General features: G+C 71.7%; 16 protein-coding genes and 1 pseudogene. 5 read left to right on the forward strand and 12 right to left on the reverse strand.

Annotation, left to right across the window (positions count from 1 at the left end; genetic code table 11):
- Positions 1-85: 85 nt before the first annotated feature.
- The gene (locus OG254_RS04920) at positions 86-2,209 is read left to right on the forward strand and encodes a beta-galactosidase (protein ID WP_405577602.1); all 2,124 of its coding nucleotides are present in this window, start codon (positions 86-88) and stop codon (positions 2,207-2,209) included.
- A 196-nt stretch (positions 2,210-2,405) separates the two neighbouring features.
- Entirely contained in the window at positions 2,406-3,410 is a 1,005-nt protein-coding gene (locus OG254_RS04925) for an esterase/lipase family protein (protein ID WP_405577604.1), read from the forward strand.
- A 219-nt stretch (positions 3,411-3,629) separates the two neighbouring features.
- Here the strand turns inward: OG254_RS04925 and OG254_RS04930 are convergent.
- From OG254_RS04930 to OG254_RS04940, 3 genes and pseudogenes are all read right to left on the reverse strand, one after another.
- A pseudogene (locus OG254_RS04930) lies at positions 3,630-4,400 on the reverse strand (pyridoxal-phosphate dependent enzyme); the annotation flags it as partial.
- An 81-nt stretch (positions 4,401-4,481) separates the two neighbouring features.
- Complete coding sequence (locus tag OG254_RS04935) at positions 4,482-5,723, reverse strand: DUF418 domain-containing protein (protein WP_405577606.1); 1,242 nt, start codon at positions 5,721-5,723, stop codon at positions 4,482-4,484.
- A gap of 158 nt (positions 5,724-5,881) precedes the next feature.
- Complete coding sequence (locus OG254_RS04940; protein ID WP_405577608.1) at positions 5,882-6,391, reverse strand: hypothetical protein; 510 nt, start codon at positions 6,389-6,391, stop codon at positions 5,882-5,884.
- A gap of 290 nt (positions 6,392-6,681) precedes the next feature.
- On the opposite strand from OG254_RS04940, the gene OG254_RS04945 reads away from it, so the two are divergent.
- The 3 genes from OG254_RS04945 (at position 6,682) to OG254_RS04955 (ending at position 10,058) form a co-directional block, all read left to right on the forward strand.
- Positions 6,682-7,347, forward strand: a complete 666-nt coding sequence (locus tag OG254_RS04945; RefSeq protein WP_351186008.1) for a response regulator transcription factor — start codon at positions 6,682-6,684, stop codon at positions 7,345-7,347.
- On the forward strand, positions 7,344-8,468 hold the full coding sequence (locus OG254_RS04950; protein WP_405577610.1) for a sensor histidine kinase: 1,125 nt from the start codon (positions 7,344-7,346) through the stop codon (positions 8,466-8,468). The genes OG254_RS04945 and OG254_RS04950 overlap by 4 nt, the downstream gene beginning before the upstream one ends.
- Before the next feature lie 87 nt (positions 8,469-8,555).
- Positions 8,556-10,058 (forward strand): serine/threonine-protein kinase, encoded by a 1,503-nt coding sequence (locus tag OG254_RS04955; protein WP_405594845.1) that lies wholly within the window; start codon positions 8,556-8,558, stop codon positions 10,056-10,058.
- 36 nt (positions 10,059-10,094) lie between these two features.
- On the opposite strand, the gene OG254_RS04960 is transcribed toward OG254_RS04955, so the two are convergent.
- The 9 genes from OG254_RS04960 to OG254_RS05000 form a co-directional block, all read right to left on the reverse strand.
- On the reverse strand, positions 10,095-10,697 hold the full coding sequence (locus OG254_RS04960; protein WP_405577612.1) for a sarcosine oxidase subunit gamma: 603 nt from the start codon (positions 10,695-10,697) through the stop codon (positions 10,095-10,097).
- Positions 10,690-13,899: a sarcosine oxidase subunit alpha family protein gene (locus tag OG254_RS04965; RefSeq protein WP_405577614.1), complete on the reverse strand. Its 3,210-nt coding sequence runs from the start codon at positions 13,897-13,899 to the stop codon at positions 10,690-10,692. Before OG254_RS04965 ends, OG254_RS04960 begins: the two co-directional genes overlap by 8 nt.
- A 28-nt stretch (positions 13,900-13,927) precedes the next feature.
- On the reverse strand, positions 13,928-15,160 hold the full coding sequence (locus tag OG254_RS04970) for a sarcosine oxidase subunit beta family protein (RefSeq protein ID WP_405577616.1): 1,233 nt from the start codon (positions 15,158-15,160) through the stop codon (positions 13,928-13,930).
- A 31-nt stretch (positions 15,161-15,191) separates the two neighbouring features.
- Positions 15,192-16,052: a bifunctional methylenetetrahydrofolate dehydrogenase/methenyltetrahydrofolate cyclohydrolase gene (locus OG254_RS04975; RefSeq protein ID WP_405577618.1), complete on the reverse strand. Its 861-nt coding sequence runs from the start codon at positions 16,050-16,052 to the stop codon at positions 15,192-15,194.
- A gap of 36 nt (positions 16,053-16,088) precedes the next feature.
- Positions 16,089-18,527: an FAD-dependent oxidoreductase gene (locus OG254_RS04980; protein ID WP_405577620.1), complete on the reverse strand. Its 2,439-nt coding sequence runs from the start codon at positions 18,525-18,527 to the stop codon at positions 16,089-16,091.
- Between the two features lie 181 nt (positions 18,528-18,708).
- Positions 18,709-19,677, reverse strand: coding sequence for an ABC transporter substrate-binding protein (locus OG254_RS04985; protein ID WP_405577622.1), 969 nt, complete (start codon positions 19,675-19,677; stop codon positions 18,709-18,711).
- 13 nt (positions 19,678-19,690) lie between these two features.
- A complete protein-coding gene (locus tag OG254_RS04990) occupies positions 19,691-21,691 on the reverse strand; it encodes an ABC transporter permease (RefSeq protein ID WP_405577624.1) in 2,001 nt (666 codons plus the stop codon).
- Positions 21,691-22,776 (reverse strand): glycine betaine/L-proline ABC transporter ATP-binding protein, encoded by a 1,086-nt coding sequence (locus OG254_RS04995; RefSeq protein WP_405577626.1) that lies wholly within the window; start codon positions 22,774-22,776, stop codon positions 21,691-21,693. Before OG254_RS04995 ends, OG254_RS04990 begins: the two co-directional genes overlap by 1 nt.
- Before the next feature lie 20 nt (positions 22,777-22,796).
- Positions 22,797-24,266 carry an aldehyde dehydrogenase family protein gene (locus OG254_RS05000; protein WP_405577628.1) on the reverse strand — a complete coding sequence of 490 codons (1,470 nt, stop codon included), beginning with the start codon at positions 24,264-24,266 and terminating at the stop codon, positions 22,797-22,799.
- Between the last annotated feature and the right edge of the window lie 20 nt (positions 24,267-24,286).

Below are 24,286 nucleotides of genomic sequence, written 5' to 3' on the forward strand. Positions count from 1 at the left end.
GACAGCGGTCGAGCGCGGACAGAGCCGCCTCTTCACACAAGTCGGCCGCGGACCCCGATGAGTTCCCGGCCATCCCCAGGAAATCTTGGCCGAGCGGCAGTACCCGGCGGGCGGCCCGGTCATCATGGTGCAGTTGGAGAACGAGCTGGACTTCTTCGACTGCGCGGACCGCGCGGGCTATGTGAGCGCCCTGCGTGAGGCGACCCTCGGGCACGGCATCACGGTCCCGCTGATCGCCTGCTCGGGCCAGGGCGACCTCACGGGCGCAACCGGCGACGTGGACGGTGTCGTACCGGCCTGCAACTTCTACCCGGACGACGACTCCCCCGACATCGAGGCCGAGGTGCGCCGCTACGCCGCCCTGGTCGCCGAGCGCGGGGTGCCGCTGCTGATCACCGAGACGAACCGGCGCCACCGTACGCTGCGGCGGCTGTTGGCGAGCGGCGCCAAGCTGATCGCGCCGTATCTCCAGTCCTCCGGCTGGAACTTCGGGTACACGCCGTCCAGCGGCAACTGGGGCCGGCCGGGCAACTTCATGAGCCACGGCTACGACTTCGGCGGATACGTCACGTCGACCGGCGCGCAGCGGCCGGAGTTCGCCGAGGCGCAGGTGCTGGCGGCGGTCGTCGAGACCTGGGGGGACCAACTCGCCCTGGCGACAACGACGTTCACGGACCTGGACGCCGACTTCCCGACCAGCTCCGAGCCGTCGGCGCTGAACCTTCCCGAGGGCGGCCGGCTGGTGGCCGTACCGCATCTCGGAACGGAGCCGGGCACGGCGGTCGTCGAGGGCGTGCCCGTCGCGGTCGCGCCGGGATCGTGCCCCCTGATGGCGGTGGACGTACCCCTGCGGCCCTGGGGCGTCGACGCCATCCTGTCGCTCGCGTCCGCGGATCTCGTCGCGGCGGCGGACGGGGTGCTGGTGTTCTCGTCCGACGTGCCGGTCACTGTCGTACTGAACGGAGCGCGGACCGAGATCCCGGTGTCCGAGCGCAGGACCGTGGCGGGAGTGACGCTCGTCGTGCTGCCGTCGGCGCGGGCCGCACGGCTCCGGTCGGTCGACGCCGACGGCACGGTGCATGTGACCGACGCACCGAACCGGCCCGCCAAGTCCGCGCCGACCGCCGTACGCGAGGTGCGGCGGCGATGCGCCGCCGCCCCGGAGGCGCCGGCCGGCCGGCACGCGCTGCCGCCGACGCTGGAGTCGCTCGGGGTGTACCGGGGACGGGGCACCTACCGGACCGCCACGGATCTGACCGACGTCGACGAGCTGCTGCTCACCGGCGCGGCGGACATCGTCGACCTGTCCGTCGCGGGCCGGACGCACCCGCCGATCGCCGGCTTCGGTGCGGCCCGGCGTATCGACGTCAGGGACGTGACGGGCAGCGTCGCGGTCGAGGCCGTGGTGGAGATCTGGGGCCACGCCAACTTCGACGACGCCCGTCTGCCCGCCCTGCGCATCGGCGCGCTGCGCGGCCTCGGCACCCTGTGGAAGGTACGGGGGACGACGGATGTGTCGGCCCTGTGGACCGTGCACGGGCACTGGGCCGCGGACCCCGCACCCATCCGGGTGCTCGGCGGCTGGAGCAGCACACGCGTCGCGGAGCCGGTCACCTACACCCGTACGCTCCACTCCCCCACCCCGTCGGCGCTGCATCTGCGCGGTGTCGTCGAGCCGCTGCGAGTGCGCGTGGACGACGGCGAAGCGGAGACCGTCCACGCCGAGAACCCCTGGGTGCTGCTGCCCGCCGGCGCCCATCAGGTCTCGGTCACCCTGCCGCACCATCCCAGCGGCCCCGGCCTGCGCGCCGAGCTGCTCGCGTCGGAGGCCGTGCGGGACTGGTCGTGCGCGGCGCAGAACGACGAGCTGCTGACCCGGTTCGCGGCCCGTCCGGGGCGCACGGAGGAGGTGCGGCTGCCGTTGGCGCTGAAACCGGGTGAGGAGGCGTGGCTCGACGTCGACCTGCCGCCGTCCCCGGAGGGTTACCTGATCCGGCTGGAGGCCACGCAGGTCCGGGTGACCGGGTGGGCCGGCGGGGAGTGCGTGGGACGCGTCTGGGCCGGCGACCGGCCCGCCTTCTCGGGCGGGGATCCCGACGCGCTCTGGGTACCGCCGGGCTGGCCGGGACTGACCTTGTTCGCGCAGGGCATCGAGGGGCGGGAGGCTCCGGAGATCCGTGCGCTGTGGCTCGGGGCACCGACCGACTGAGGCGGAGGGACGGCCGGCCGGGCACCGCGCTCGCGAGGAGCCCCCGGCGAATGGCCTTTGATATTCCTCGGCTGGACGGATGAAAGCGGCCTGCTCCATATGAGGTGCCGCGAGCGGCTGTTGAGGTCTGTGTGGATCCGCTCCTCGATCATCTTCGCGTCGGCGCCCGGCCGGCGATGAGATGAGGAGTGGCCCGATGTCGAATCGGATTGTTTCCCGGAGCCGGTGGAACCGGCGGCGCGCCAGGTGGGCCGCGGTCTGCGCGGGCCTCGCCCTGTCGCTGACCGCCGGACCCCAGGGTGCGGCGGCAGCATCCGAGGACCCGACGCCGCCGCGGCCGCTCAGCCGGTTCCTCGACGTCGCGACCGCGGTGGCCGGAGGGCTCCTCCACCCGCAAGCGCCTCCGTCCGGGGCCAATGACTGGAGTTGCCGTCCCACGCGCAGGCACCCCCGCCCGGTCGTGCTGCTGCACGGGTCCGCGGCGAACGCGTTCAACAACTGGGGCATGATGTCGCCCTGGCTGAAGCAGCAGGGATACTGCGTCTTCGCCCCCAACTACGGTGGGCCGCCCGGCAGTCCGTTCCAGGCCACCGGTCCCATCCCGGACTCGGCCCGGCAGGTCGCCCGCTACGTCGATCGCGTCCTGAAGGCCACCGGCGCCCGCCAGGTCGACCTCGTCGGACACTCCCAGGGCGGCGGTCCCACGCCCCGCTGGTATCTGCGGTTCGAGGGCGGCACGAACCCCAAGCACCCCGATCGGAACAAGGTGCGCAGCCTCGTCGCCCTCGCTCCGTCCAACCACGGCGGGAACATCTCCGGCATCGGCACGCTGACGACCCGGCTCGGTCTCAACCCCGCCGTGTCCGCCCTCGTCGGGCAGGCCTGGTCGGACCAGATGGTCGGCTCCGAGATGAACAGGACGCTCGACCGGGACGGCGACACCCAGCCAGGCGTCCGCTACACCGTCATCGCCACACGGTACGACGCGTTCGCCACCCCGTACCAGAACACCTTCCTGACCGCGGGACCGGGCGCCACCGTGCGGAACATCCTGATCCAGCAGATCTGCAAGCAGGACGTTTCCGACCACCTGTCGCTGGCGTACGACACCAACGCGGCGCAACTCGTCAGCAACGCCCTCGACCCCGCTCACGCACACCCCGTCCGCTGCGGACTCGCGCTGCCCGTGCTCGGGGGCTGACGCGAGAGGCCTCCCCGGTTCGGCCCGGGGCTCAGGCAACAGAAGTGGAGTGCGGGTTGGCTGCCGTGCCCTCGGTGCTGAGCAGTACGACCACCGAGGTCGCGTCGAGTCCCAGTGCCGTACGGCGCCTCGCGCATCCCGTGCCGGTGAGGACCGCCCGTGTGCCGGCGAGCGTGGCGGCTCCGCAGGTTCGCCGAGGGCGAGGCTGTGCAGGACGCAGGCCGCGCTCTCCGGTTCCACCGACAGCAGCGCGGGAGCCCGCCCGCGGGGGCGGCTGCGGTAGTGGGTTACGACGGCCTGGGCCAGCGACCCCACGCCCACCGGCAAGGCGACGAGGTCGGGGCCCCCGGCGATCCCGTGAGCCGCCAGTTGCTCGTCGATCTCGGCGCAGAGGGTGGCGTAGCCCTCGACGATCCAGCCGGGGATCCGCTCGTAGCCGGGCCAGGCGGTGTCCTGGACCAGGACGGTGTGCGGCGCGTCGGCCGCCTCGGCGGCGCGGCGTACGGCCTCGTCGTAAGCACCGGGTACCTCGGTGACCTGCGCCTGTTCGGCGGCAATGGCGGACACCGCCGCCGGGTGCACGCCCTGCGGGACGAAGATGTGGGCGCGCTGCCCGAGCAGGCGTGCGACGCGGGCCAGGGCCCGGCCGTGGTTCCCGTCGGTGGCGGCCACCAGGGTGACGGGGCCGGGCTCTTCAGCGCCCTCGGCGTGTTCGGCATGCTCGGCGAGGACGCGGTGGATCGCCCAGGACGCGCCCAGCACCTTGAACGCGGGCAGCCCCAGACGGCACGACTCGTCCTTGACGAAGACCCGGCCTACCCTCAACTCCGTTGCCAGTTGGGGTAGTTCGATCAGTGGCGTGGGTGAGTGGCCGGGCAGTGCGGCGTGGAAGGCCCGGACCTCGGTCGGTGCCGGTGCGCACCGCCATGTGCGGGCGGCGGTGCGCACGATCCATGGCGGTGCGGGAAGGGGGGAAGAGTTGTCGGACACAGGATCAGGGTCCGACGGCCGTGTGCGGTCGGTCCAGCGAATGTTCTCGACCGATGGCCATCGGAATGGCCGGTCGGTGGGTCATCGGATCAGTTCGGCGGGCTGGGTGGCCTTTCCGAGCAGCCATTCCAGGGGGCCGCGGCGGAAGCGGCGTGACCAGAGGGCGGCGAACACGGTCATGGCCACGATGAAGCCGAGCAGCACATGGAGGGCGGGTCCGGGCAGTTCCTCGATGCCGAGGAAACGGATGGCGGCTATGTGGAGGACGTAGGCGGTCAGGGACATCGAGCCGACCGCGATCACCGGGCGGGCGAGGCGGTGGAAGCGGGGGAAGGCGTCCACGGCGGCGAGGCAGCCGACCAGGACCGCGATGGCGACCCCGGTGTTGGCCACGATCGACAGGGTCGTCTCGCTGTGCGGCGAGGCGACCAGGAGCCCGGCCGGGGTGCTGCCGTCGGGGTAACCCCAGGTGTCGGACCACCAGGCGGACGAGACCGTGCCGCCACCGCCCCAACTGACCTCGCTCAGCCGCGACATGGCGCCGGGGACCAGATGAAGGGCCAGCCAGGAGCCGGCGTAACCGAGTACGGCGAGACAGACACCGGTGAGCGCGAGGCGTACGCGGACGGCGGTGGCGGCGAGGTCCAGCCGGGCCACGGCCATGCCGGCGATGACGAAGGGGATCCAGGTCAGGGCCGGGTAGCTGCCCGTGAACAGCAGCGAGACGATGCCGTCGGCGTCCGCGGGCCAGGCCCAGATGCCGTCGGCGCCGTCCGCGGGCAGCGCGTGCTGGACGACGTACAGGATCTGTGGCAGCACCAGGGCACCGGCGGCGGCGATGATCGCCAGCGTGCGGGCGCCGAGCCGGTGCAGCGGCAGGACCAGCAGGAAGTACAGGCCGTAGAAGGCGAGGATCACCTCGACCGAGGTGCCGGTCATGGTCAGCGCGGTGCCGAGCGCCAGCAGGACGAGTGCCCGGATCACCACCTTGGCGACCGCCTGGCGGCCCGCGCGGCCCGTCTTCGGGATACGGCGGCCGGTCATCAGCATGATCGAGAAGCCGGCGAGGAAGGCGAAGAGCGCGGAGGCGCGGCCGTGCGCCAGCTCCATGACGTGCCCGGTGAATCCGCCCTGGGACGGGTCGGGGCCGACGTGGGCCGCGTACATGCCGAAGACCGCGAGCCCGCGCGCCAGGTCCACGCCGATGAGGCGGCCGGTCGAGGACGGTGGGCTCTGCGCGGGCCTGGCGGGTGTGGTCCGGGCCGTCCCGGGGCGGGGCACGGTCGGCGCCGCGAGCGCGGACTCGTCTGCGTTCTGGGTCATGCCTCCACGCTGGCGACCAGCCCCGGGCCCGCAGTATCCGGCGACCGTCCGGTCCTCCCCCGCCACCCGGCGGGTCGATCCCCTGCCGGACGGAGACCCGGCCGATGGCGTCGCGCCCCCGCCGGACACGGACTCGGCCCGGCCGGGTGCGTCGCGCGCTACTTGATCAGGGCGCCCGCGACCACGACGACCACGCCCAGCAGAGCGTCCGCACAGCCGATCGCCACCGCCGCGCGCCAGGTCCGGCCGCGGGCGCGGGCGGTGGACAGGCCCCAGGCGAAGAGGAGGGCGATGTTGAAGCCGAAGGCCACGTACTCGATGCCGGCGGAGCGCCACCAGCCCCAGCCCGCGCCGAGCAGGATCACCAGCGTGGGCAGGGTGGCCACCACGAGCGGCCATTCGCCGGCCAGTGCCCGCAGTGCGCCGCGCACACCGCGACGGGCGGCGTCGCCGCGCCGGGCGATGAGGTGCGCGTATGCGTGCGCCAAGGCCGAGGCGACGGCCGTGATCAGCAGCCACCGGGCGTCATGGAGCCGCTCCTGACGTGCCGTCTCCCCGTACTGCGTGAGCGCGGCGACCATCGAGCTGGCCAGTACGGCGCCGTACACACCTCCGAACAACACGTTCGGCTGTACCGCGACTCGTCGCAGGGCGGGGGACATGGACATGAGAGCCTTCCTCGGGAGTGGGGGTGCGGGCGGCGACAAAGGCCGGTCTCCCAGGAGACCCGGTACGCGCTCGTGGGGACCATCCCTCGCTCTTCCGGAACGACCCCGTCGGCCGGTCACCGCGCTCCCCCGTACGGCGGGAACCCACCCCCCGGGTGGCGGGAGTGTCCCGTCGGCCCGCCTCACCAGGCGTTTCCCGCTCTACCGTCGAAGCGGTGACAATCAACACCGACGTGCGGCCTGAGACGTACGCACAACGACGACGAGGCGGAGCGCACGTGATCCGGGTCATGGTGGTGGACGACGAGGCGCTGGTGCGCTCCGGCTTCGAGCTGATCCTGAGCGCGGCCGACGACATCGAGGTCGTCGCGACCACGGCCGGCGCCGAGGCGGTCGACACCGTACGGCGGGAGGGTCCCGACGTCGTGCTGCTGGACATCCGGATGCCGGACGTGGACGGGCTGACCGTGCTGGGGCAGCTGCGCGCCCTCGCGGAGCCGCCGGTGGTAGCCATGCTGACGACCTTCGACGCCGACGAGTACATCCTCACCGCGCTGCGCTCAGGCGCGGCCGGCTTCCTGCTCAAGGACACCGAGCCCGACCAGCTCGCCCAGCTCGTGCGCACCCTGGCCGCGGGCGGGGTCGTGATGTCGCCTAAGGCGTCCCGCGCCGTCTGGCAGAGCCACCCGGGGGCCGCGGCCGTCGACGACGAGGAGACCGCGCGCGTCGGCAGGCTCACCGACCGCGAGCGCGAGGTGCTCGTGCTGATCGCGGAGGGACTGTCCAACGCCGACATCGGCGCCCGCATCCACCTCAGCGCGGGCACCGTCAAGGACCACGTCAGCGCGATCCTCACCAAGCTGCGGGTCGGGGGCAGGGTGCAGGCGGCGCTGCTCGCGCAGCGGGCCGGACTGCTCGACGACGAGGGGCAGCGCCGCCCGGGGTCAGGGCGATGACCGCGGCCAGGGCGTGGTGGGCGCGGATCCCCGATCCGGTGATCGACCTGGTGGTCGTCGCGGTCGCCGTCGTGGACGTCCTGGTCAGCCTGGACGACGCGAGCCGTCTCGCCGTGGCGATGGCCGCGCTGGCCTGTGTCGCGCTCGTGGTGCGGCGGCGCTTCCCGTTGCCGGTGTTCCTGCTGACCCTCCCGGCCAGCCTCATGCTGGACATCGTGTTCGCCCCGTTCGCGGCCCTGTTCACCCTGGCCGAACGGTCCCGCGACCGGCGTCTGCTCGGCGTCTGCGCCGTGCTGTTCGCGGTCGCCTCCGCCGCGCCCTGGCCGCTGAACGACCTCACCGCGCACGACCGCACCTGGACCCTGGTCTACTTCTTCTACACGCTGGCCACGGCCGCGGCCCCCGTCCTGCTGGGCCAGCTCGTGCAGGCCCGCCGGGACCTGGCCCGGCGGCTCGTCGAGATCGAGGATGCGCGTGAGCACGAGCGGCTGCTGCACTCGCAGGCCGTCCTCGCCCGCGAACGGGCCCAGCTCGCGCGCGAGATGCACGACGTCGTCTCCCACCAGGTCAGCCTGATCGCCGTACAGGCCGGTGCCCTCCAAGTCGCCGCGAAGGACCCGGACTTCAAGGAGGGCGCCCGCACCATCCGCTCCCTCAGCGTCGACACCCTCGACGAACTGCGGCACATGGTCACGCTGCTGCGGGCCTCCGGCGGCCGGGCCACCGAGCTCACCCCTCAGCCGACCCTCGCCGACCTGCACAAGCTGGTCACGACCAGCGGCATCGAAGCGGAGCTGACGGGTGACCTGCCTCCCGACGTCAGTTCCACCGCGCAGCGCGCCGTCTACCGAACCGTCCAGGAGGCCCTCACCAACGTCCGCAAGCACGCCCCCGGCGCCACCGCGGTCGTCAGGCTGTGGCACGCCGGCGACGGCGACGCCTTCGGCGTGACCATCACCAACACACCGCCGGCCCGCCCCTCGCTGCCGCTGCCCGGTTCCCAGCAGGGCCTGGTCGGCCTGAGGGAGCGCGCCGAGCTCCTGGGCGGCACGTTCGAGTCCGGTCCCACGGCCGACGGCGGCTACGAGGTGAGCCTCCGCATCCCGGCGCGGACGGGCTGACGGCAGCCCTGCGGACCTCTCAGGGACGTCGGCTACTGTGCAGGGCGAAGTGTGACGAAGGGGGCAGAGCAGGCGGAGGACAGGGCTGTGGCGGACGAGGGACGGCTGGTCGCCGGGCGATACCGGCTTGTCGAGCGCGTCGGCAGCGGCGGTATGGGCACGGTGTGGCTGGCCGAGGACGAGGTGCTCGCCCGCCGGGTCGCGCTCAAGCGGCTCCACCCGCAGCCGCACCTGTCCGACGCGGAGGTCGCCACGCTCTACGAGCGCACGCGCCGCGAGGCACGCAGCGCCGCCCGGGTGGTCCACCCGAACGTGGTCGTGGTGCATGACGTCGTCGAGGACGACGGGCGGCCCTGCATCGTCATGGAGTACGTGCCCGCGCCGACCCTCGGCGACGTCCTCAAGCACGGCCGCACCCTGCCGCCCGGGGAGACGGCCCGTATCGGCCTGGGCATGATCGCGGCTGTGCGGGCCGCGCACGCCGCCGGAGTCCTGCACCGCGACATCAAGCCGGGCAACGTCCTGCTCGGCGCCGGCGGCCGGGTGGTCCTCACCGACTTCGGTATCGCGCAGACCGCCGGTGCGTCGACGCTCACGCAGACCGGGGAGATGGTCGGCTCCATCGACTTCATGGCCCCGGAGCGCATCCGCGGACGCAAACCCGGCCCGTCCTCCGATCTGTGGTCGCTCGGCGCGACGCTCTACCAGGCGCTCGAAGGGCGCCCGCCCTACCGCCGGGACACGGCCATGGAGACCGCGTACGCCATCGCCGTCGACCCGCTGGAGCCGATGCGCCGGGCCGGTCCGCTGGAGCCGCTGGTCGAGATCCTGCTGGCGAAGGACCCCGAGGACCGGCCCACGGCGGAGCAGACGGAGCGGGCCCTGCACGCCGCCCGGTCCGGCGGCTCGACGACCACGCGGCCGGTCGCCGTGGCGGATGACCGTCCCGAGGGCAGGCCGGTCGCGGCGCCGCCCCAACCCGCGCCCGGGAAGGGCGGCCGCCGGGGCCGGAAGCGCGGGCGCCGCGCTCTGGTGGCCGTCGCGGTCACCTTGGCGGCGTTCACCGCGGCCGGCACGCTCTACGTCACGGCGCACCAAGGCGACGGTGACGCCGCGATCTCGACGCCGACCCGGTCCGCCTCGCCCTCCCCCGTCCCCGACGGCTACCACCTGGTCCGCGACCAGCGGCTCGGCGTCTCGTTCCCCGTGCCGGACGGCTGGAAGCTGAGGAAGCGCGCGACCGACGAGGTCACCTACACCGACCCGACCGGCCTGGTCGGCCTGACCATCGGCATGGTGGACCCGGCCGGCTCGCACCCCGTCGAGCACTTCAAGGACATCGAGGCCAACACCAAGGCCAACTACCCCACGTACCGCAGGCTGCGCCTGCAGAAGACCACGTTCAGGGACAAGCCGGCCGCGGTGTGGGAGTTCACCTTCCAGGGCCGCGCCCGCGGCTTCCGGGCCATCGACCTCGGCTACGGCACCGCGGGCGGCCGGGAGTACGACATCTATCTGTCGGCACCGGACGCCCGGTGGGACACGTACCGTCCGGTCTTCGACAACGTGCGCGACGGGTTCACGGACTGACGTGCCGAGCGCACTGAACCTCACCTCACATGACGCTCAGACGTACTCCGTCGCCGCGTCGAGCAGCCAGTCCGCCAGATAGCCGGCGAACGACGCACGCACCAGCACCCAGAATCCGGCCCTGGGTTCGTCCCGGGCGACCAGGACGACCTGAGTGCGGCCCAGTGTCGTCTGAGCGCAGTGCCCGGAGCCGAAGGACCGCGGATGCAGGTCCAGGGAACAGCCGTGGGCCAGCAGATCGTGGGCGCGGGGGCCGGTCACCAGCAGCGTGGTGCGTTGTGCGGAGACGTCGGTGACCGAGACCGGCTCGTCCCCCGCCGCCTCCCGGATCCGGCTCTCCAGGTCCCGTTCGCCGCCCGGCGGCCCCACCAGGAGCCATTCGTCCGGGCCGAGCCACAGCGCGGTCAAGTCCCCGGTGCGGACGACGGTGTTCGGCTGGAGGGGCAGCTGGAGGTCCAGCGCCAGGCCGACGGCTTCCGCCGCGGGTCCCTTGGCGTCGAGGCGCACATTGAGCTGGGTGAGGAAGGGGAGTTCGGCCAGCCGGATCGCGCCCCGGGAGCTACGGGTCGCGGCGGCAAGGCGATCCGCGACCGGCGACAAGGGGCTGCGGAGCGGGACGGTCGGGGCGTTGTCAGCCATCGCGGCGGGCTCCCTCGGGGTCGTAGAGGACGGGGCTTGCGACGGTCACGGGGACCAGTTGGTCGCCCACGGGGGCGTACAGCCGCTCGCCCATGCGGTCCCGGCCGCCCTTGATCAGGGCGAGCGCGAACGTCCGGCCGAGCGCCGCGCTGCGATAGCTGGAGGTGACGTGGCCGAGCATCGGGACGGGCGGGATCGGCAGCACGCCCTCGGCGATCAGATGCGTGCCCTCCGGGAGGAAGGTGCCCGGGTCGTCGGGGAGGAGGCCGACCAGGTGCTTGCGGTCGGGGCGGGTGGTGTCGGCGCGGGCGTGGGAGCGCTTGCCGATGAAGTCGGGCTTCTTCTTCGACACCACCCAGCTCATGCCGAGGTCCTGGGGGGTGACGGTGCCGTCGGTGTCCTGGCCGATGATCGGGTAGCCCTTCTCGGCCCGCAGGACGTGCATGGTCTCGGTGCCGTACGGCGTGATGCCGTACGGGGCACCCGCCTCGTGCACCGCCTCCCACAGGGCGAGAGCCTGCCACGGTGACACGTTGATCTCGTAGGCGAGTTCACCGGAGAAGCTGATCCGGCAGACCCGGGCCGCGATGCCGGCGACGGTCGCCTCGCGCCAGGCCATGAACGGGAAGTCGTCGTTGGCCACGGTCAGTTGGGGTGCGAGCGTGCCGAGTACCTCGCGGGACTTCGGGCCGACCAGGGCGATCGTGGCCCACTGCTCGGTCACCGACGTGCAGTGGACCTTCAGCTCGGGCCACTCCGTCTGGTGCCACTCCTCCATCCAGTCCAGTACTGCGGCCGCGTTGCCCGTCGTCGTGGTGACGAGGAAGCGGTCCTGGGCGACGCGGATGACCGTGCCGTCGTCGAAGACCATGCCGTCCGGGCGGCACATGACGCCGTAGCGGATCATGCCGACCTTCAGGGTGCTCATCATGTTGGTGTAGAGCCGGTCGAGGAAGGCGGCCGCGTCCGGGCCCTGTACGTCGATCTTGCCGAGGGTGGAGGCGTCCATGAAGCCCACGCTCTCGCGGGTCGCCCGGCACTCACGCAGTACGGCGGCCTCCATGTCCTCGCCGTCCTGCGGGTAGTACCAGGGGCGCTTCCACTGGCCGACGTTCTCGAACAGGGCGCCGTGCGCGACATGCCACGCGTGGAGGGCGGTCGTACGGACCGGGTCGCTGAGGGCTCCGCGGTCGCGGCCTGCGAGGGCGGCGAAGGAGACCGGCGTGTAGGGCGGGCGGAACGTGGTCGTGCCGAGTTCCGAGATGTCCACGCCGAGCAGCTCGGCGACGATGCCACTGGCCAGGACGCCGGAGGTCTTGCCCTGGTCGTTGGCCGTGCCGGCGGTGGTGTAGCGCTTGGTGTGCTCGACGGAGCGCAGGCCTGCGCCGGTCGCGCGGGTCAGGTCGTCGACGGTGACGTCGCGTTGGAGGTCGACGAAGCGCGGGGCGTCCGCGTCACCCGGGACGACGTACACGTGCATGGGCGGCGTAGGCCGCGGTGGTGCGGCCGGCGCCGGGAGGCGGGGTGTCTCGGGCGGGTAACCCTCGGCCTCGACGGCACGGGCGCCTGCCGCCGCGCCCTGCGCCAGGGCCGTGGCCAGGTCGAATACGCCGCTCGCGGCGCCCGCGACCTCGACCGCCTGGCGGCCGCTGTCGGGGACGAAGGAGCCCAGCGCCTCGTCGTGGCGCAGCTTTCCGCCGGATTGACTGAACAGGTGCGCCACCGGGTTCCAGCCGCCGGAGACCAGCAGCAGGTCGGCGGCGAACTCCCGCCGCCCCACGGACTCTCCGTAGGGGGCGACGGTCACGGCGGTGACGCGTGCCTCGCCCTGGGTGCCGATGACTGCGTGCCCGGCCAGCACCTCGATGCCGGCCGCCCGCGCGCGCTCGGCCCACTCCCCCGGTTCGGGACGGGTGTCGACGACGGCCGTGACGGCCAGTCCGGCCGCGGTGAGGTCCAGGGCCGCGGCGTAGGCGCTGTCGTTGGTGGTGAAGACGACCGCGTGGCGGCCGGGCAGGACGCCGTGGCGGTTGACGTACGCACGGGCCGAGGCGGCCAGCATCACCCCGGGGCGGTCGTTGTCCGCGAAGGCGAGTGAGCGTTCGTGGGCGCCGGTGGCGAGGACGACCCGTCGGGCGCGGATGCGCCAGACGCGTTCGCGGGCGACGTCGGCGGGGGCGGCGGCGCCGAGGTGGTTGGTGCGGCGTTCGACGGCGAGGAGGTGGTTGTCGTCGTAGTGGCCGAAGACGGTGGTGCGGGGCAGTACGCGTACCTCGGGGGCGGTGGCGAGTCGTCCGGCGACGTCCGCCACCCAGTCGAGGTGTTCGCCGGTTCCGAGGAGGCTGCCGCCGGGCTCCGGTCGGTCGTCGGCCAGGATGACCCGGGCGCCGCTTGTCGCTGCCGCGGCTGCGGCGGCGAGGCCTGCGGGGCCCGCGCCTACGACGAGCAGGTCGCAGTGGGCGTGTACGGCGTCGTAGCGGGCCGGGTCGGGGATCGTGGCCAGGCGGCCCTGGCCGGGGAGGCTGCTTGCGGCCAGGCCGTCGTACAGCTCGACCGTCGTCGCGGGGAGCATCGGCTCGGGGAAGGGTGCCTCGATCTGGACGACCGCGTTGGGTTCTTCGGGGCCGGCGGAGAAGATGCCTCGGGGGCGGCCGAGTTTGATGCTGGTGCCTGCCTGGATAACGCCGTTGGCGAGGAGGGCGGAGGCGAGGGTGTCGCCTCGGTAGCCCTGGTATTCGGTGCCGTCGAAGGTGAAGGTGAGGGGGGTGTCGCGGTCGATCCTGCCGCGGGTGGGGTGCCGGCGTGTCTCGCCCCCGCCGCCCCTACCCTTCCCATCCTGAAGAGGCTCTGCCCCTTCCACCCCGCTGGGGGCTGCGCCCCCAGACCCCCCTTCGGCCTGAACGGCCTCGTCCTCAAACGCCGGACGGGCTGACAGCGGGCGTTCCTCGCCTGATCGGTACACCGTCAGGATCTCGTTCGTGGACGTGTCCCGTACCGCGTTGAACCAGCGGCGGCAGCCCGCCGCGTGGGTCCAGCGTTCCGCGAAGGGGCCCTTGGGGTTGTCGCGGAAGAAGAGGTATCGGGCCCACTCCTTGTCGGTGAGGGACGCCGGGTCCTGCGGGTACGGCACGTGGGCCTGGCCGCCGTAGTGGAACTCGGCCTCGTCGCGGGGCCCGCACCACGGGCAGGGGATGAGCAGCATGGATCGGCTCCCAAAGCGTCCAGTGGTCCTAGTGGGCCACCGCGGCCGCGCCGTGCTCGTCGACGAGCGCGCCGGTGGTGAAACGGTCGAGCGAGAAGGGGGCGTTCAGGCCGTGCGGGGTGTCGTTGGCGATGGTGTGGGCGTAGACCCAGCCGACGCCCGGGGTGGCCTTGAAGCCGCCCGTTCCCCAGCCGCAGTTGAGGTAGAGGTTGTCGACCGGGCTGAGGCCGATGATCGGTGAGGCGTCCGGGCTGACGTCGACGATGCCGCCCCAGGTGCGCAGGACGTGGGCACGAGCGAAGACGGGGAACAGTTCGAGCGCCGCCGACATCTGCTCCTCGATGATGTGGAAGGCGCCGCGCTGGGTGTAGGAGTTGTACGCGTCGATGCCCGCGCCCATGACCAGTTCGCCCTTGTGCGCCTGGCTGACGTACACGTGGACGGCGTTGGACATGACGACCGTGGGGTGGACCGGCTCCAGGAGCTCCGAGACCAGGGCCTGCAAGGGGTGGCTCTGGAGGGGGAGTTCGATGCCGGCCATGGCGGCGAGGACCGAGGTGTGGCCGGCCGAGCACAGGGCCACCTTGCCCGCCGCGATGGGGCCCAGGTTCGTCCGGACGCCGACCACCCGGCCGCCGGCCAGGTCCAGGCCCGTGACCTCGCAGTTCTGGATGATGTCGATGCCGGCGGCGTCGGCTGAGCGGGCGAGGCCCCAGGCCACGTGGTCGTGCTTGGCGATGCCGGCGCGGGGCTGGTAGGTAGCGCCCAGGACCGGGTAGCGCACGTCCGGGGAGGTGTTGACGATCGGGCAGACTTCCTTCACGCCGTCCGCGTCGAGCCACTCGGCGTCCACGCCGTTGAGGCGGTTCGCCTCCACGCGGCGCACGCTGTCACGGACGTCCTGGAGGCTGTGGGCCAGGTTCAGCACGCCTCGCTGGGAGAACAGGATCGGGTAGTCGAGTTCGTCCGACAGTCCCTCCCACAGCTTCAGCGCATGCTCGTAGATGCCGGCGCTCTCGTCCCAGAGGTAGTTGGAGCGGATGATCGTGGTGTTGCGGGCCATGTTGCCGCCCGCGAGCCAGCCCTTCTCCAGCACGGCGACATTGGTGATGCCGTGGTTCCTCGCCAGATAGTGGGCGGTGGCCAGGCCGTGTCCGCCGCCGCCGACGATCACCACGTCGTACGACCGCTTCGGCTCGGGGGTGCGCCACAGCCAGTCGGGGTGTTCGGGGAGGTCGGCGCCGGGGGTGCGGGGGCTCATCGGACGGCTCCGCCCTTGGGCAGGGACAGGTTCATACGGTGCTCGCGTTCCTCTCGGCGGCCTCGACGACGTTGGCCAGCAACATGGCGCGGGTCATGGGGCCCACGCCGCCCGGCATCGGCGCATGCCATCCGGCGACCGCGGCGGCCTCCGGGTGTATGTCGCCGGCCAGCCCGTTGTCGGTGCGGGTGATGCCGACATCGAGGACCGCCGCGCCGGGGCGCAGCATGTCCTTGGTGATCAGTCCGGGCGAGCCGGCGGCCGCGACGACGATGTCCGCCTCGCGTGTGTGCCAGGCCAGGCCCTTCGTGCCGGTGTGGCACAGGGTGACGGTGGCGTTCTCGGAGCGGCGGGTCAGGAGGAGACCGATCGGGCGTCCGACCGTGATGCCCCGGCCGATCACGCATACCCGTGCTCCGGCGAGCGGTACGTCGTGGCGGCGGAGCAGTTCGACGATGCCGCGCGGGGTGCACGGCAGCGGGGCCTCGACGCCCAGGACGAGCCGGCCGAGGTTGACGGGGTGCAGGCCGTCGGCGTCCTTCGCCGGGTCCATGCGTTCCAGGACGGCGCCCGCGTCCAGGTGGCGCGGGAGCGGGAGCTGGACGATGTAACCGGTGCAGTCCGGGTCGGCGTTGAGCTCGTCGATGGTCTCCTCGACCTGCTGCTGCGAGGCGTCGGCGGGCAGGTCCCTGCGGAGGGAGGCGATGCCGACCTGGGCGCAGTCGCGGTGCTTGCCGGTGACGTAGGCGTGGCTGCCGGGGTCGTCACCGACCAGGACGGTGCCGAGGCCCGGCGGCGGGCCGCCCGTGGCGGTCAACTTGGCGACGCGCTCGGCGAGTTCGCGGCGGATGGCAGCGGCGGTCGCCTTGCCGTCGAGTAGCTGTGCGTTCACCTTCGGTGTTCCTTCCCTGGGAGGCGACGCTGGGTGTCAGCCACGGAGGCGGGACATGGTGGGGTCGAACAGGGGCTCCTCGGTGACGACCGCTTCGACGCGCCGGTCGAAGTAGCCGATGTGCACGGCCCGGCCGGGGGTGGTGAGCTCGGCCGGGAGCCATGCGTAGGCGATGCCCTTGCCGATGGTGTAGCCGTAGGCGGCGCTGGTGACGTAGCCGACCGCGCGGTCGCCGTCGTACACCGGCTCCTTGCCCATGACGACCGACCAGGGGTCGTCGATGGTGAGGCAGGTCAGTTTGCGCCGCACGTCGGACCTACGGCGCTCCAGCGCCGCCTTGCCGATGAAGTCGTCCTTGTCGGCCTTGACGGCGAAGCCGACGCCGGCCTCGTAGGGGTCGTGCTCGTAGGTCATGTCGGTTCCGAAGGAGCGGTAACCCTTCTCCAGGCGCAGGCTGTTGAAGGCTCCGCGGCCTGCGATGACGCCGCCGAGCGGCTGGGCCGCCTGCCACAGGGTGTCCCACAGTTTCAGGCCCTGGTCGGCGGTGGTGTAGAGCTCCCAGCCGAGTTCGCCGACGTACGACAGCCGCATCGCCGTCACCGGGACGCTGCCGATGTGGGCGCGCTTGGCACGGAAGTACTTCAGGCCGTCGCCCGAGAAGTCCTCGTCGGTGAGGGGCTGCAGGACCTTGCGGGCCAGCGGGCCCCACAGGCCTATGCAGCAGGTGCCCGGGGTGATGTCACGGACCTGGACCGTGCCGTCGGCCGGGAGGTGGCGGGTGAACCAGTCGAGGTCGAGGTTGCCGTTGGCGCCGACCTGGAAGAGATCACGGCCGAGGCGCGCGACGGTGACGTCGCTGCGGATGCCGCCGTCGTGGTCGAGGAGCAGGGTGTACGTGACCGAGCCGACGGACTTGGCGACCTTGCCGGTGCACAGGCGCTCCAGGAACTGCGCCGACCCGGGGCCGCTGACCTCCAGGCGCTTGAGGGCCGTCATGTCGTACATGGCGACCGTCTCTCGGGTGGCCTGCGCCTCGGCGCCGACGATGGGCGTCCAGTACTGCGCGGCCCAGTCGTTGGGGGTGGGGATGCTCCGGCCTTCGACGAGGGGGGCGTTGGCCTCGTACCACTGCGGGCGTTCCCAGCCGTTCGCCTCCAGGAAGAACGCGCCGTGCTCCTGCTGGCGACGGTGGAAGGGGCTGGTGCGGATCGGGCGCGGGTCACCGGAGGGCTGGAGGGGGTGAAGGATGTCGTAGACCTCCACGAAGTTCTGGCAGTCGCGGGCCAGGACGTACTCCGGGGACAGCTGGTGCGGCTCGAAGCGGTTGACGTCGCACTCGTGCAGGTCGAAGGACGAGCAGTGGCCGTCGACCAGCCATTCGGCCATGGCCCGGCCCACGCCCGCGGAGTGGGTGACCCAGACGGCCTCGGCGACCCAGAAGCCCTTGACGTCCGGCGACTCGCCGAGCAGCGGGAAGTTGTCGGTGGTGAAGGAGAACAGGCCGTTGATGCCCTCTTCGACCTTCGCCTCGCGCGTCGCGGGGAGGAGGGACTGGGTCTCGGTCCAGGCCGGCTCGAAGTCCTCCTCGGTGAACTTCAGGACGGACGGCATGTCGTCGGCCTCGTCGACGGAGAGGATGTCGTCGGCCGTGATCGGCATCGGGCGGTGGCCGTAGTAGCCGATGCCGATGCCGTCGAAGCGGTCGCGGTAGTAGAGGTCGGCGTCCTGGTGGCGCAGGATCGGGCGGACCGCCTCCTGCGTCTGACCGGCGAGCGCCGGGACGGGGCCGGTCCAGGCGAGCTGGTGGGCGAGCGGGGTGAGCGGGAGGTTCATGCCGGCCATGCGGGCGATCTTCGGGCCCCAGATGCCGGCGCAGCACACGACGATGTCGGCGGGGATCTCGCCCTGGTCGGTCAGGACGCCGGTCACCTCGCCGTCGGCCTTCAGCACGTCGAGGACCTCGTGCCGGGCGAGGAAGCGCACGCCTCGCTCGGTGGCCCGGCGGATCTGGGCCTCGACGGCGAGGACCGCCTTGGCGAGGCCGTCGGTGGGGACCAGGAGGCCGCCGAGGACCCGGTCGCGGTTGACCAGCGGGTGCTGCTCGACGCACTCGTCGGGGGTCAGCAGACGGGACTCGATGCCCCAGGCGGTGATCCAGCCGTGGCGGCGGTGCAGTTCCGTGAGGCGCTCGGGGCTGGTGGCCACTTCGAGGCCGCCGACCTGGAGGAAGCAGGGCTTGCCGTCGACTTCGAGGGAGCAGAACTTCTCGACGGTGTAGCGGGCCAGTTCGGTCATGGTCTTCGAGGAGTTCGTCTGGAAGACCAGGCCCGGGGCGTGCGAGCTGGAGCCCCCGGTGGCGGGGAGCGGGCCCTGGTCGACCACGGTCACCTCGGTCCAGCCTCGCGCGGAGATCTCGTCCGCGAGGGCCGCACCGACAACTCCCGCTCCGATGATGACCACTCGGGGTCCCGCCATCGCCGCACCTCCGGTTCAGTTGCTTTGTACGCAACGTGATTCAGGTTGCGCAACTCAATGTGCCTGGCGTGCAGGTGGGTGTCAAGGGGTCCGCGACCTCGGGAAACGCGCCCGGAAACGACAATGCCCGGTGGGCGGTGCGCGTCCCGTGCGCACCGCCCACCGGGCATCCGTGTAGGGCCTACTTGATCCAGGCGTCCACCTTGTCGCGGTTGGCCTCGACCCACTTCTTGGCCGCCGCCTCGGGGGCCATCTTGTCCACGGCGATGTACTTCGCCACGACGTTCTGGTCGTCGTTGGTCCAGGTGAAGTTCTTCACCAGGTCATAGGCGGGGCTGCCCGACTTGGCGAACTTCGCGCTGACGATCTTGTCCAGCTCGTACACGGGGTAGTCGCAGTTCACCTTCTCCGTGTCGGCGTCGCAACCCTCCTTGTACTCGGGCAGCTTGACCTTGACGAGCGGTACCTCGGACATGAACCACTGCGGCTCGTAGAAGTAGCCGATCACCCATTCCTTGTTCTTCTCCGCCTTGCGGAAGGCCTGGATGAGCGCGGTCTCACTGCCCGCGTACACCACCTTGTAGTCCAGCTTCAGGTTCTTCACCAGCGCCTCGTCGTTGGTGACGAACGACGGGTCGCCGTCGAGGAGCTGGCCCTTGCCGCCGGACTCGGAGGTCTTGAACTCGGCCGCGTACTTGTCGAGGTTGTTCCAGTCGGTGATGTCGGGGTGCTCCTTGGCCAGCCACGGCGGCACGTACCAGCCGATGAGCCCCTTGTTGCCGGTCGCGCCGGCCTCGACGGCCGTCTTCTGGTCGGTGATGTACTTCTTCTTCAGGTCGTCGTGGCCCCAGTTCTCGATGACCGCGTCGACCTCGCCGGTCCCGAATCCCTGCCAGGCGATCTCTTCCTTCAGGTCCTTCTGGGTGACCTTGCAGCCGAGGTCGTGTTCCGCGACGTAGGCGACGACCGCCGCGTTGGCCTCGTAGCCCACCCACGGGTTGACCGCGAGGTTGAAGGTGCCGCACTTGCCGGAGTCGCCCGAGCCGCCGGAGCCCGCGGAGTCGTCGCCGACCTTCGCGCCGCCGCATGCGGTGAGGGTGAGGCCGAGGACCGCTATTCCGGCCGCCCCGGCCCGCCAGTGTCTTGCCATGGTGTGGTGCTCCTTATGTGCTGGTGCGGCGAGCCGCTGCCTGAGTGATCCGGTCGAACATGACGCCGAGAAGGACGATGGCGAGCCCCGCGGCGAGCCCCTTCCCGTACAGCTGGCCCTGCGAGAAGCCGGCCACGACGTCGTAGCCGAGGGCACCCGCCCCCACCAGGCCGCCCACCACGACCATCGCGAGGACGTAGATCAGGCCCTGGTTGGTCGCGAGCGTCAGGGCGCTGCGCGCCATCGGCAGCTGGACCTTGGTGATGATCTGCCAGGTGTTGCACCCGGCCGAGGTGGCCGCCTCCACGGTGGTGGCGGGCACGTTCCGGACCCCGTCCGCGATGATCTTCATGGCGACGGGGGCCGCGTAGACGACGGCGGCGACGATCGCTGTGAAGCGGGTCGCGCCGAACAGTGCGAGGAACGGCACGAGATAGACGAACGGCGGCATGACCTGGGCCGCGTCCAGGGTGGGCCTGAGCAGCCGGTCGACGAGGGCGCTGCGTCCCATCCACACGCCGAAGCCGATGCCGAGCAGCATCACGAGCACCGTGGCGACGACGGTCGACGCAAGGGTCGTCATGCTGTCGGACCAGACGCCGGTGGCGACCAGCAGGCCCACGCACACCGCCGTGGTGATGCCGGCGCGCCAGCCGCCGAGGACGACGGCGAGCGCGATCAGGGCCGCGCCGACGAGCCACCACGGGGAGTCCGTGAGCAGTGTCTGGAAGGGGTTGAGCAGACCGTTGGTGATGGCGTCGCGGATGGCGTTGGTGAGACCGGACAGGTTGTCCTGTGCCCAGGTGGTCACGCTGTCGGCGCCGCTGGAGATGGCGCTGCCGATGCCTCCCTCGCCGGGGAACTCCGCCGCCCACAGATAGGTGTGGGAGAGGTAGATCAGGACCACCGTGAGCGCCGCGCCCGCCCCGAGGAGCGGGCGGCGCCAGGTCTGGAAGCGGTTCTTCGAGCGCCGGGCCGCCTCCTCGCGGACGCTCGCCGCGGTGGTGACGCGGTCCAGGACGATGGCCATGACGACGATCGCGAGGCCCGCGTTGAAGGCGGTGCCGACGTCGAGCGACTGCAGGGCCTGCACGACGGTCTTGCCGAGGCCGGGCGCGTCGATCAGGGCGGCGATGGTCACCATGGCCAGGGCGGCCATGATGGTCTGGTTGACGCCCATGACCACGGTCCGCTTGGACATCGGCAGCAGCACCTTCATCAGGGTCTGCCGTCGGGTGGCGCCCAGCGAGTCGGCCGCTTCGACCGTGGTCGTCGGCACGGAGCGGATGGCGTGCGCGGTGATACGGATCGCGGGCGGCGCCGCGTAGATGAGCGTGGCGATGGTGGCGGAGGCCGGGCCGATCAGGAAGAACAGGGTCAGCGGGGCCAGGTAGACGAAGGTCGGCATCGTCTGCATGAAGTCCAGGAAGGGCGTCATGATCCGGTTGAACCGGTCGGACAGCCCCGCCCAGACGCCCAGCGGGATCGCGAAGAGCAGCGCCACGAACACGGCGGAGACGGTGAGCGCGAGGGTGTCCATGCTCTCCTGCCACAGGCCCTGCAGGCCCAGGAAGGTGAAGCCCGCCACCGCCAGCAGCGCGACCCGCCAGTTGCCCACGGCCCAGGAGACATAGCCGGCGATGCCGACGACACCGAGCCAGCCGATCTGCGGGACGGGGCGGTCGGCGCCCGGCTGGGAGATCAGCTCCTGGACGAAGGTGACCAGGGAGTCGATGACGAGCCGGATCTCGTTGAAGAAGTACAGGAAGAGCGGGTTGGAGTTGCGGTCCGCGCCGATCGAGTCGTTGACGTCGTTGAACCACCGGTGCAGATCGGTGAGGTCGGCCGCGGCCAGGGACAGGGTCTGCTTTCCGCGCAGGACGGCGAACAGCACGAGCCAGACGACGAGTATCGCGGCCACGACCATGGACCGGGAGATCTTGAACGCGCCCTTGGCGGGGGCGGGTTGCTCGACGCCCGCGGTCTTCTCGGGTTTCTCGACGGCGACGGTCATCACGCGTCGCCTTCCGTCCCGGCGACCACGGCGAGGATCTCCTCGTCGCCGACGATGCCGAGCAGCTTGCCGTTCTCGACGACCTTGACCGGCTTGTCGGCGGCCAGCACGGCCCGGGTGGCTTCCCGTACCACGACGTCCGGGCCCAGCTCGGGGCCGTCCAGGGCGTCGCCGTCCGCCGGCGGGCGCATGATCCAGCGTAGGGTCAGCACATCGGCGCGCTGGACGTCCTTGACGAACTCGCGGACGTAGTCGTCGGCCGGGGCGCCGACGAGTTCGTCGCCGGTGCCGCACTGGACCGTCTTGCCGTCGCGCATGATGAGGATGCGGTCGCCCAGCTTGAGGGCCTCGGAGAGGTCGTGGGTGATGAACACCATCGTCTTGCCGACCTCGTGGTGCAGTCGGATGACCTCGTTCTGCATGTCACGGCGGATCAGCGGGTCGAGCGCCGAGAACGGCTCGTCGAAGAAGAGCACGTCGGGGTCGCCGGCCAACGCCCGGGCCAGGCCGACGCGTTGCTGCATGCCGCCGGAGAGCTGGTCCGGGTAGGAGTTCTCGTAGCCCGCGAGGCCGACCAGTTCGACGACCTCCTGGGCCCGCTTGACGCGCTCGGCCCTGCCCATGCCCCGGATCTCCAGACCGAACGCCACGTTCTCGACGACGCGGCGGTGGGGCAGCAGACCGAAGTGCTGGAAGACCATGGAGAACTTGCGGCGCCGCAGGTCGCGCAGGCGCCCCGCGTCGGCCTTGCGGATGTCCTCGCCCTCGAAGACGACCTCGCCGGCGGTGGGTTCGATCAGCCGGGTCAGACAGCGCACCAGGGTGGACTTGCCGGAGCCCGACAGGCCCATGACGACGAAGACCTCGCCGGGCGAGACGTCGAAGTGCACGTCGCGTACGGCGGCGGTACAGCCGGTGCGGTCCATGAGCTCGCGACGGGTGAGGCCGCACAACTCCTCGGATTCCGGCACCTGGTCGGCCTTCGGCCCGAACACCTTCCACAGCCTGCGCACGGATATGACCGGGGTGGAGCCCGAGTCCTGGGGCGTGCCGCGCCGCTGCGGCACCTCGGTCTGTGTGGTCACGTTCGACCTTCTTTCGGCGTTCAGCCGCGGAACCAGTGCTGCGGCCGGGGTTGGATGTTCTGCCAGATGTGTTTGGGCTCTCGGTACTCGTTCAGGCCGGTCGGTCCCAGTTCCCGGCCCACACCCGAGTGCCCGAAGCCACCCCATTCCGCCTGCGGCACATAGGGGTGGTAGTCGTTGATCCACACCGTGCCGTGGCGCATCCGCCGGGCGACCCGCTGGGCCTTGCCGGCGTCCTGGGTCCACACGGCTCCGGCGAGTCCGTACTCGGTGTCGTTGGCGATACGTACGGCGTCGTCCTCGTCGGTGAAGCGCTCCACGGTGAGCACGGGCCCGAAGGACTCCTCGTGCACCACCCGCATGTCCTGCCGGCACTCGTCGAGGACGGTGGGCAGGTAGTAGTGGCCGCCTCCCAGCGCCGGGTCGTCGGGGCGCGCGCCGCCGCAGCGCAGTACGGCGCCCTGGGCGAGGCCGGAGGCGACGTACGCCTCGACCTTCTCCAGGTGCTGCGCGGAGATCAGCGCACCGGTCTCGGCGTCCGGGTCGAAGGGGCCGCCGAGCCGGATCTGGCGAGCCCGCCGCACCACCTCGTCGACGAAGGCGTCGTGGAGCGAGTCCTCGACGATGAGCCGGGCGCCGGCCGAGCAGACCTGTCCCGAGTGCAGGAAGACGGCCGTGAGGGCGAAGTCCACGGCGGTCTCGAAGTCGGCGTCGGCGAAGACCACGTTGGGGTTCTTGCCGCCGAGCTCCAGGGCGACCTTCTTCACGGTCGCGGCGGCGGTGGCCATGATGCGCCTGCCGGTGTCCAGGCCGCCGGTGAAGGAGACCATGTCGACGCGGGGGTCCTCGGACAGGGGCGCGCCCGCTTCGGGCCCCGCGCCCAGGACGAGATTGGCGACGCCGGCCGGGAGTCCGGCCTCCTCCAGCGCCCGCATCAGCAGGACGGAGGTGGAGGGGGTGAGCTCGCTGGGCTTGAGCACGATCGTGTTGCCGGCCAGGAGCGCCGGGGCGACCTTCCAACTGGCCTGCAGCAGCGGGTAGTTCCAGGGGGTGATCAGTCCGCACACGCCGACCGGCTCGTACACGACACGGCTTACGGCGTCGCCACGGCCGGTGTCGATCACGCGGCCCGCGTCGGTGCCGCCGAGTCCGCCGTAGTGCCGGAGGCAGGAGACGACGTCGGCGATGTCGTACTCGCTCTCCACCAGCCGCTTGCCGGTGTCCAGGGACTCGGCGCGGGCGAAGTCCTTGGCGTCGCGTTCGAGAATGTCGGCCGTGCGCAGCAGCAGCGCGCCACGCTCCCGTTCCGGGGTGTTCGGCCAGTGCCCCGCGTCGAAGGCGCGGCGGGCGGCGGCGATCGCGGCCTCGGTGTCGGGGCGGGTCGCTTCGGAGACGGTCGCCGCGAGCGTGCCGTCAGCGGGACATCGGATCTCCCGGTGACCGCCTGCCACCGGATCCCGCCATTCGCCATCCACGTACAGGTCTGCCACGCGCCGAGCCTTTCAACAGA

It is taken from the genome of Streptomyces sp. NBC_01092 (assembly GCF_045039535.1).
GTDB lineage: Bacteria > Actinomycetota > Actinomycetes > Streptomycetales > Streptomycetaceae > Streptomyces.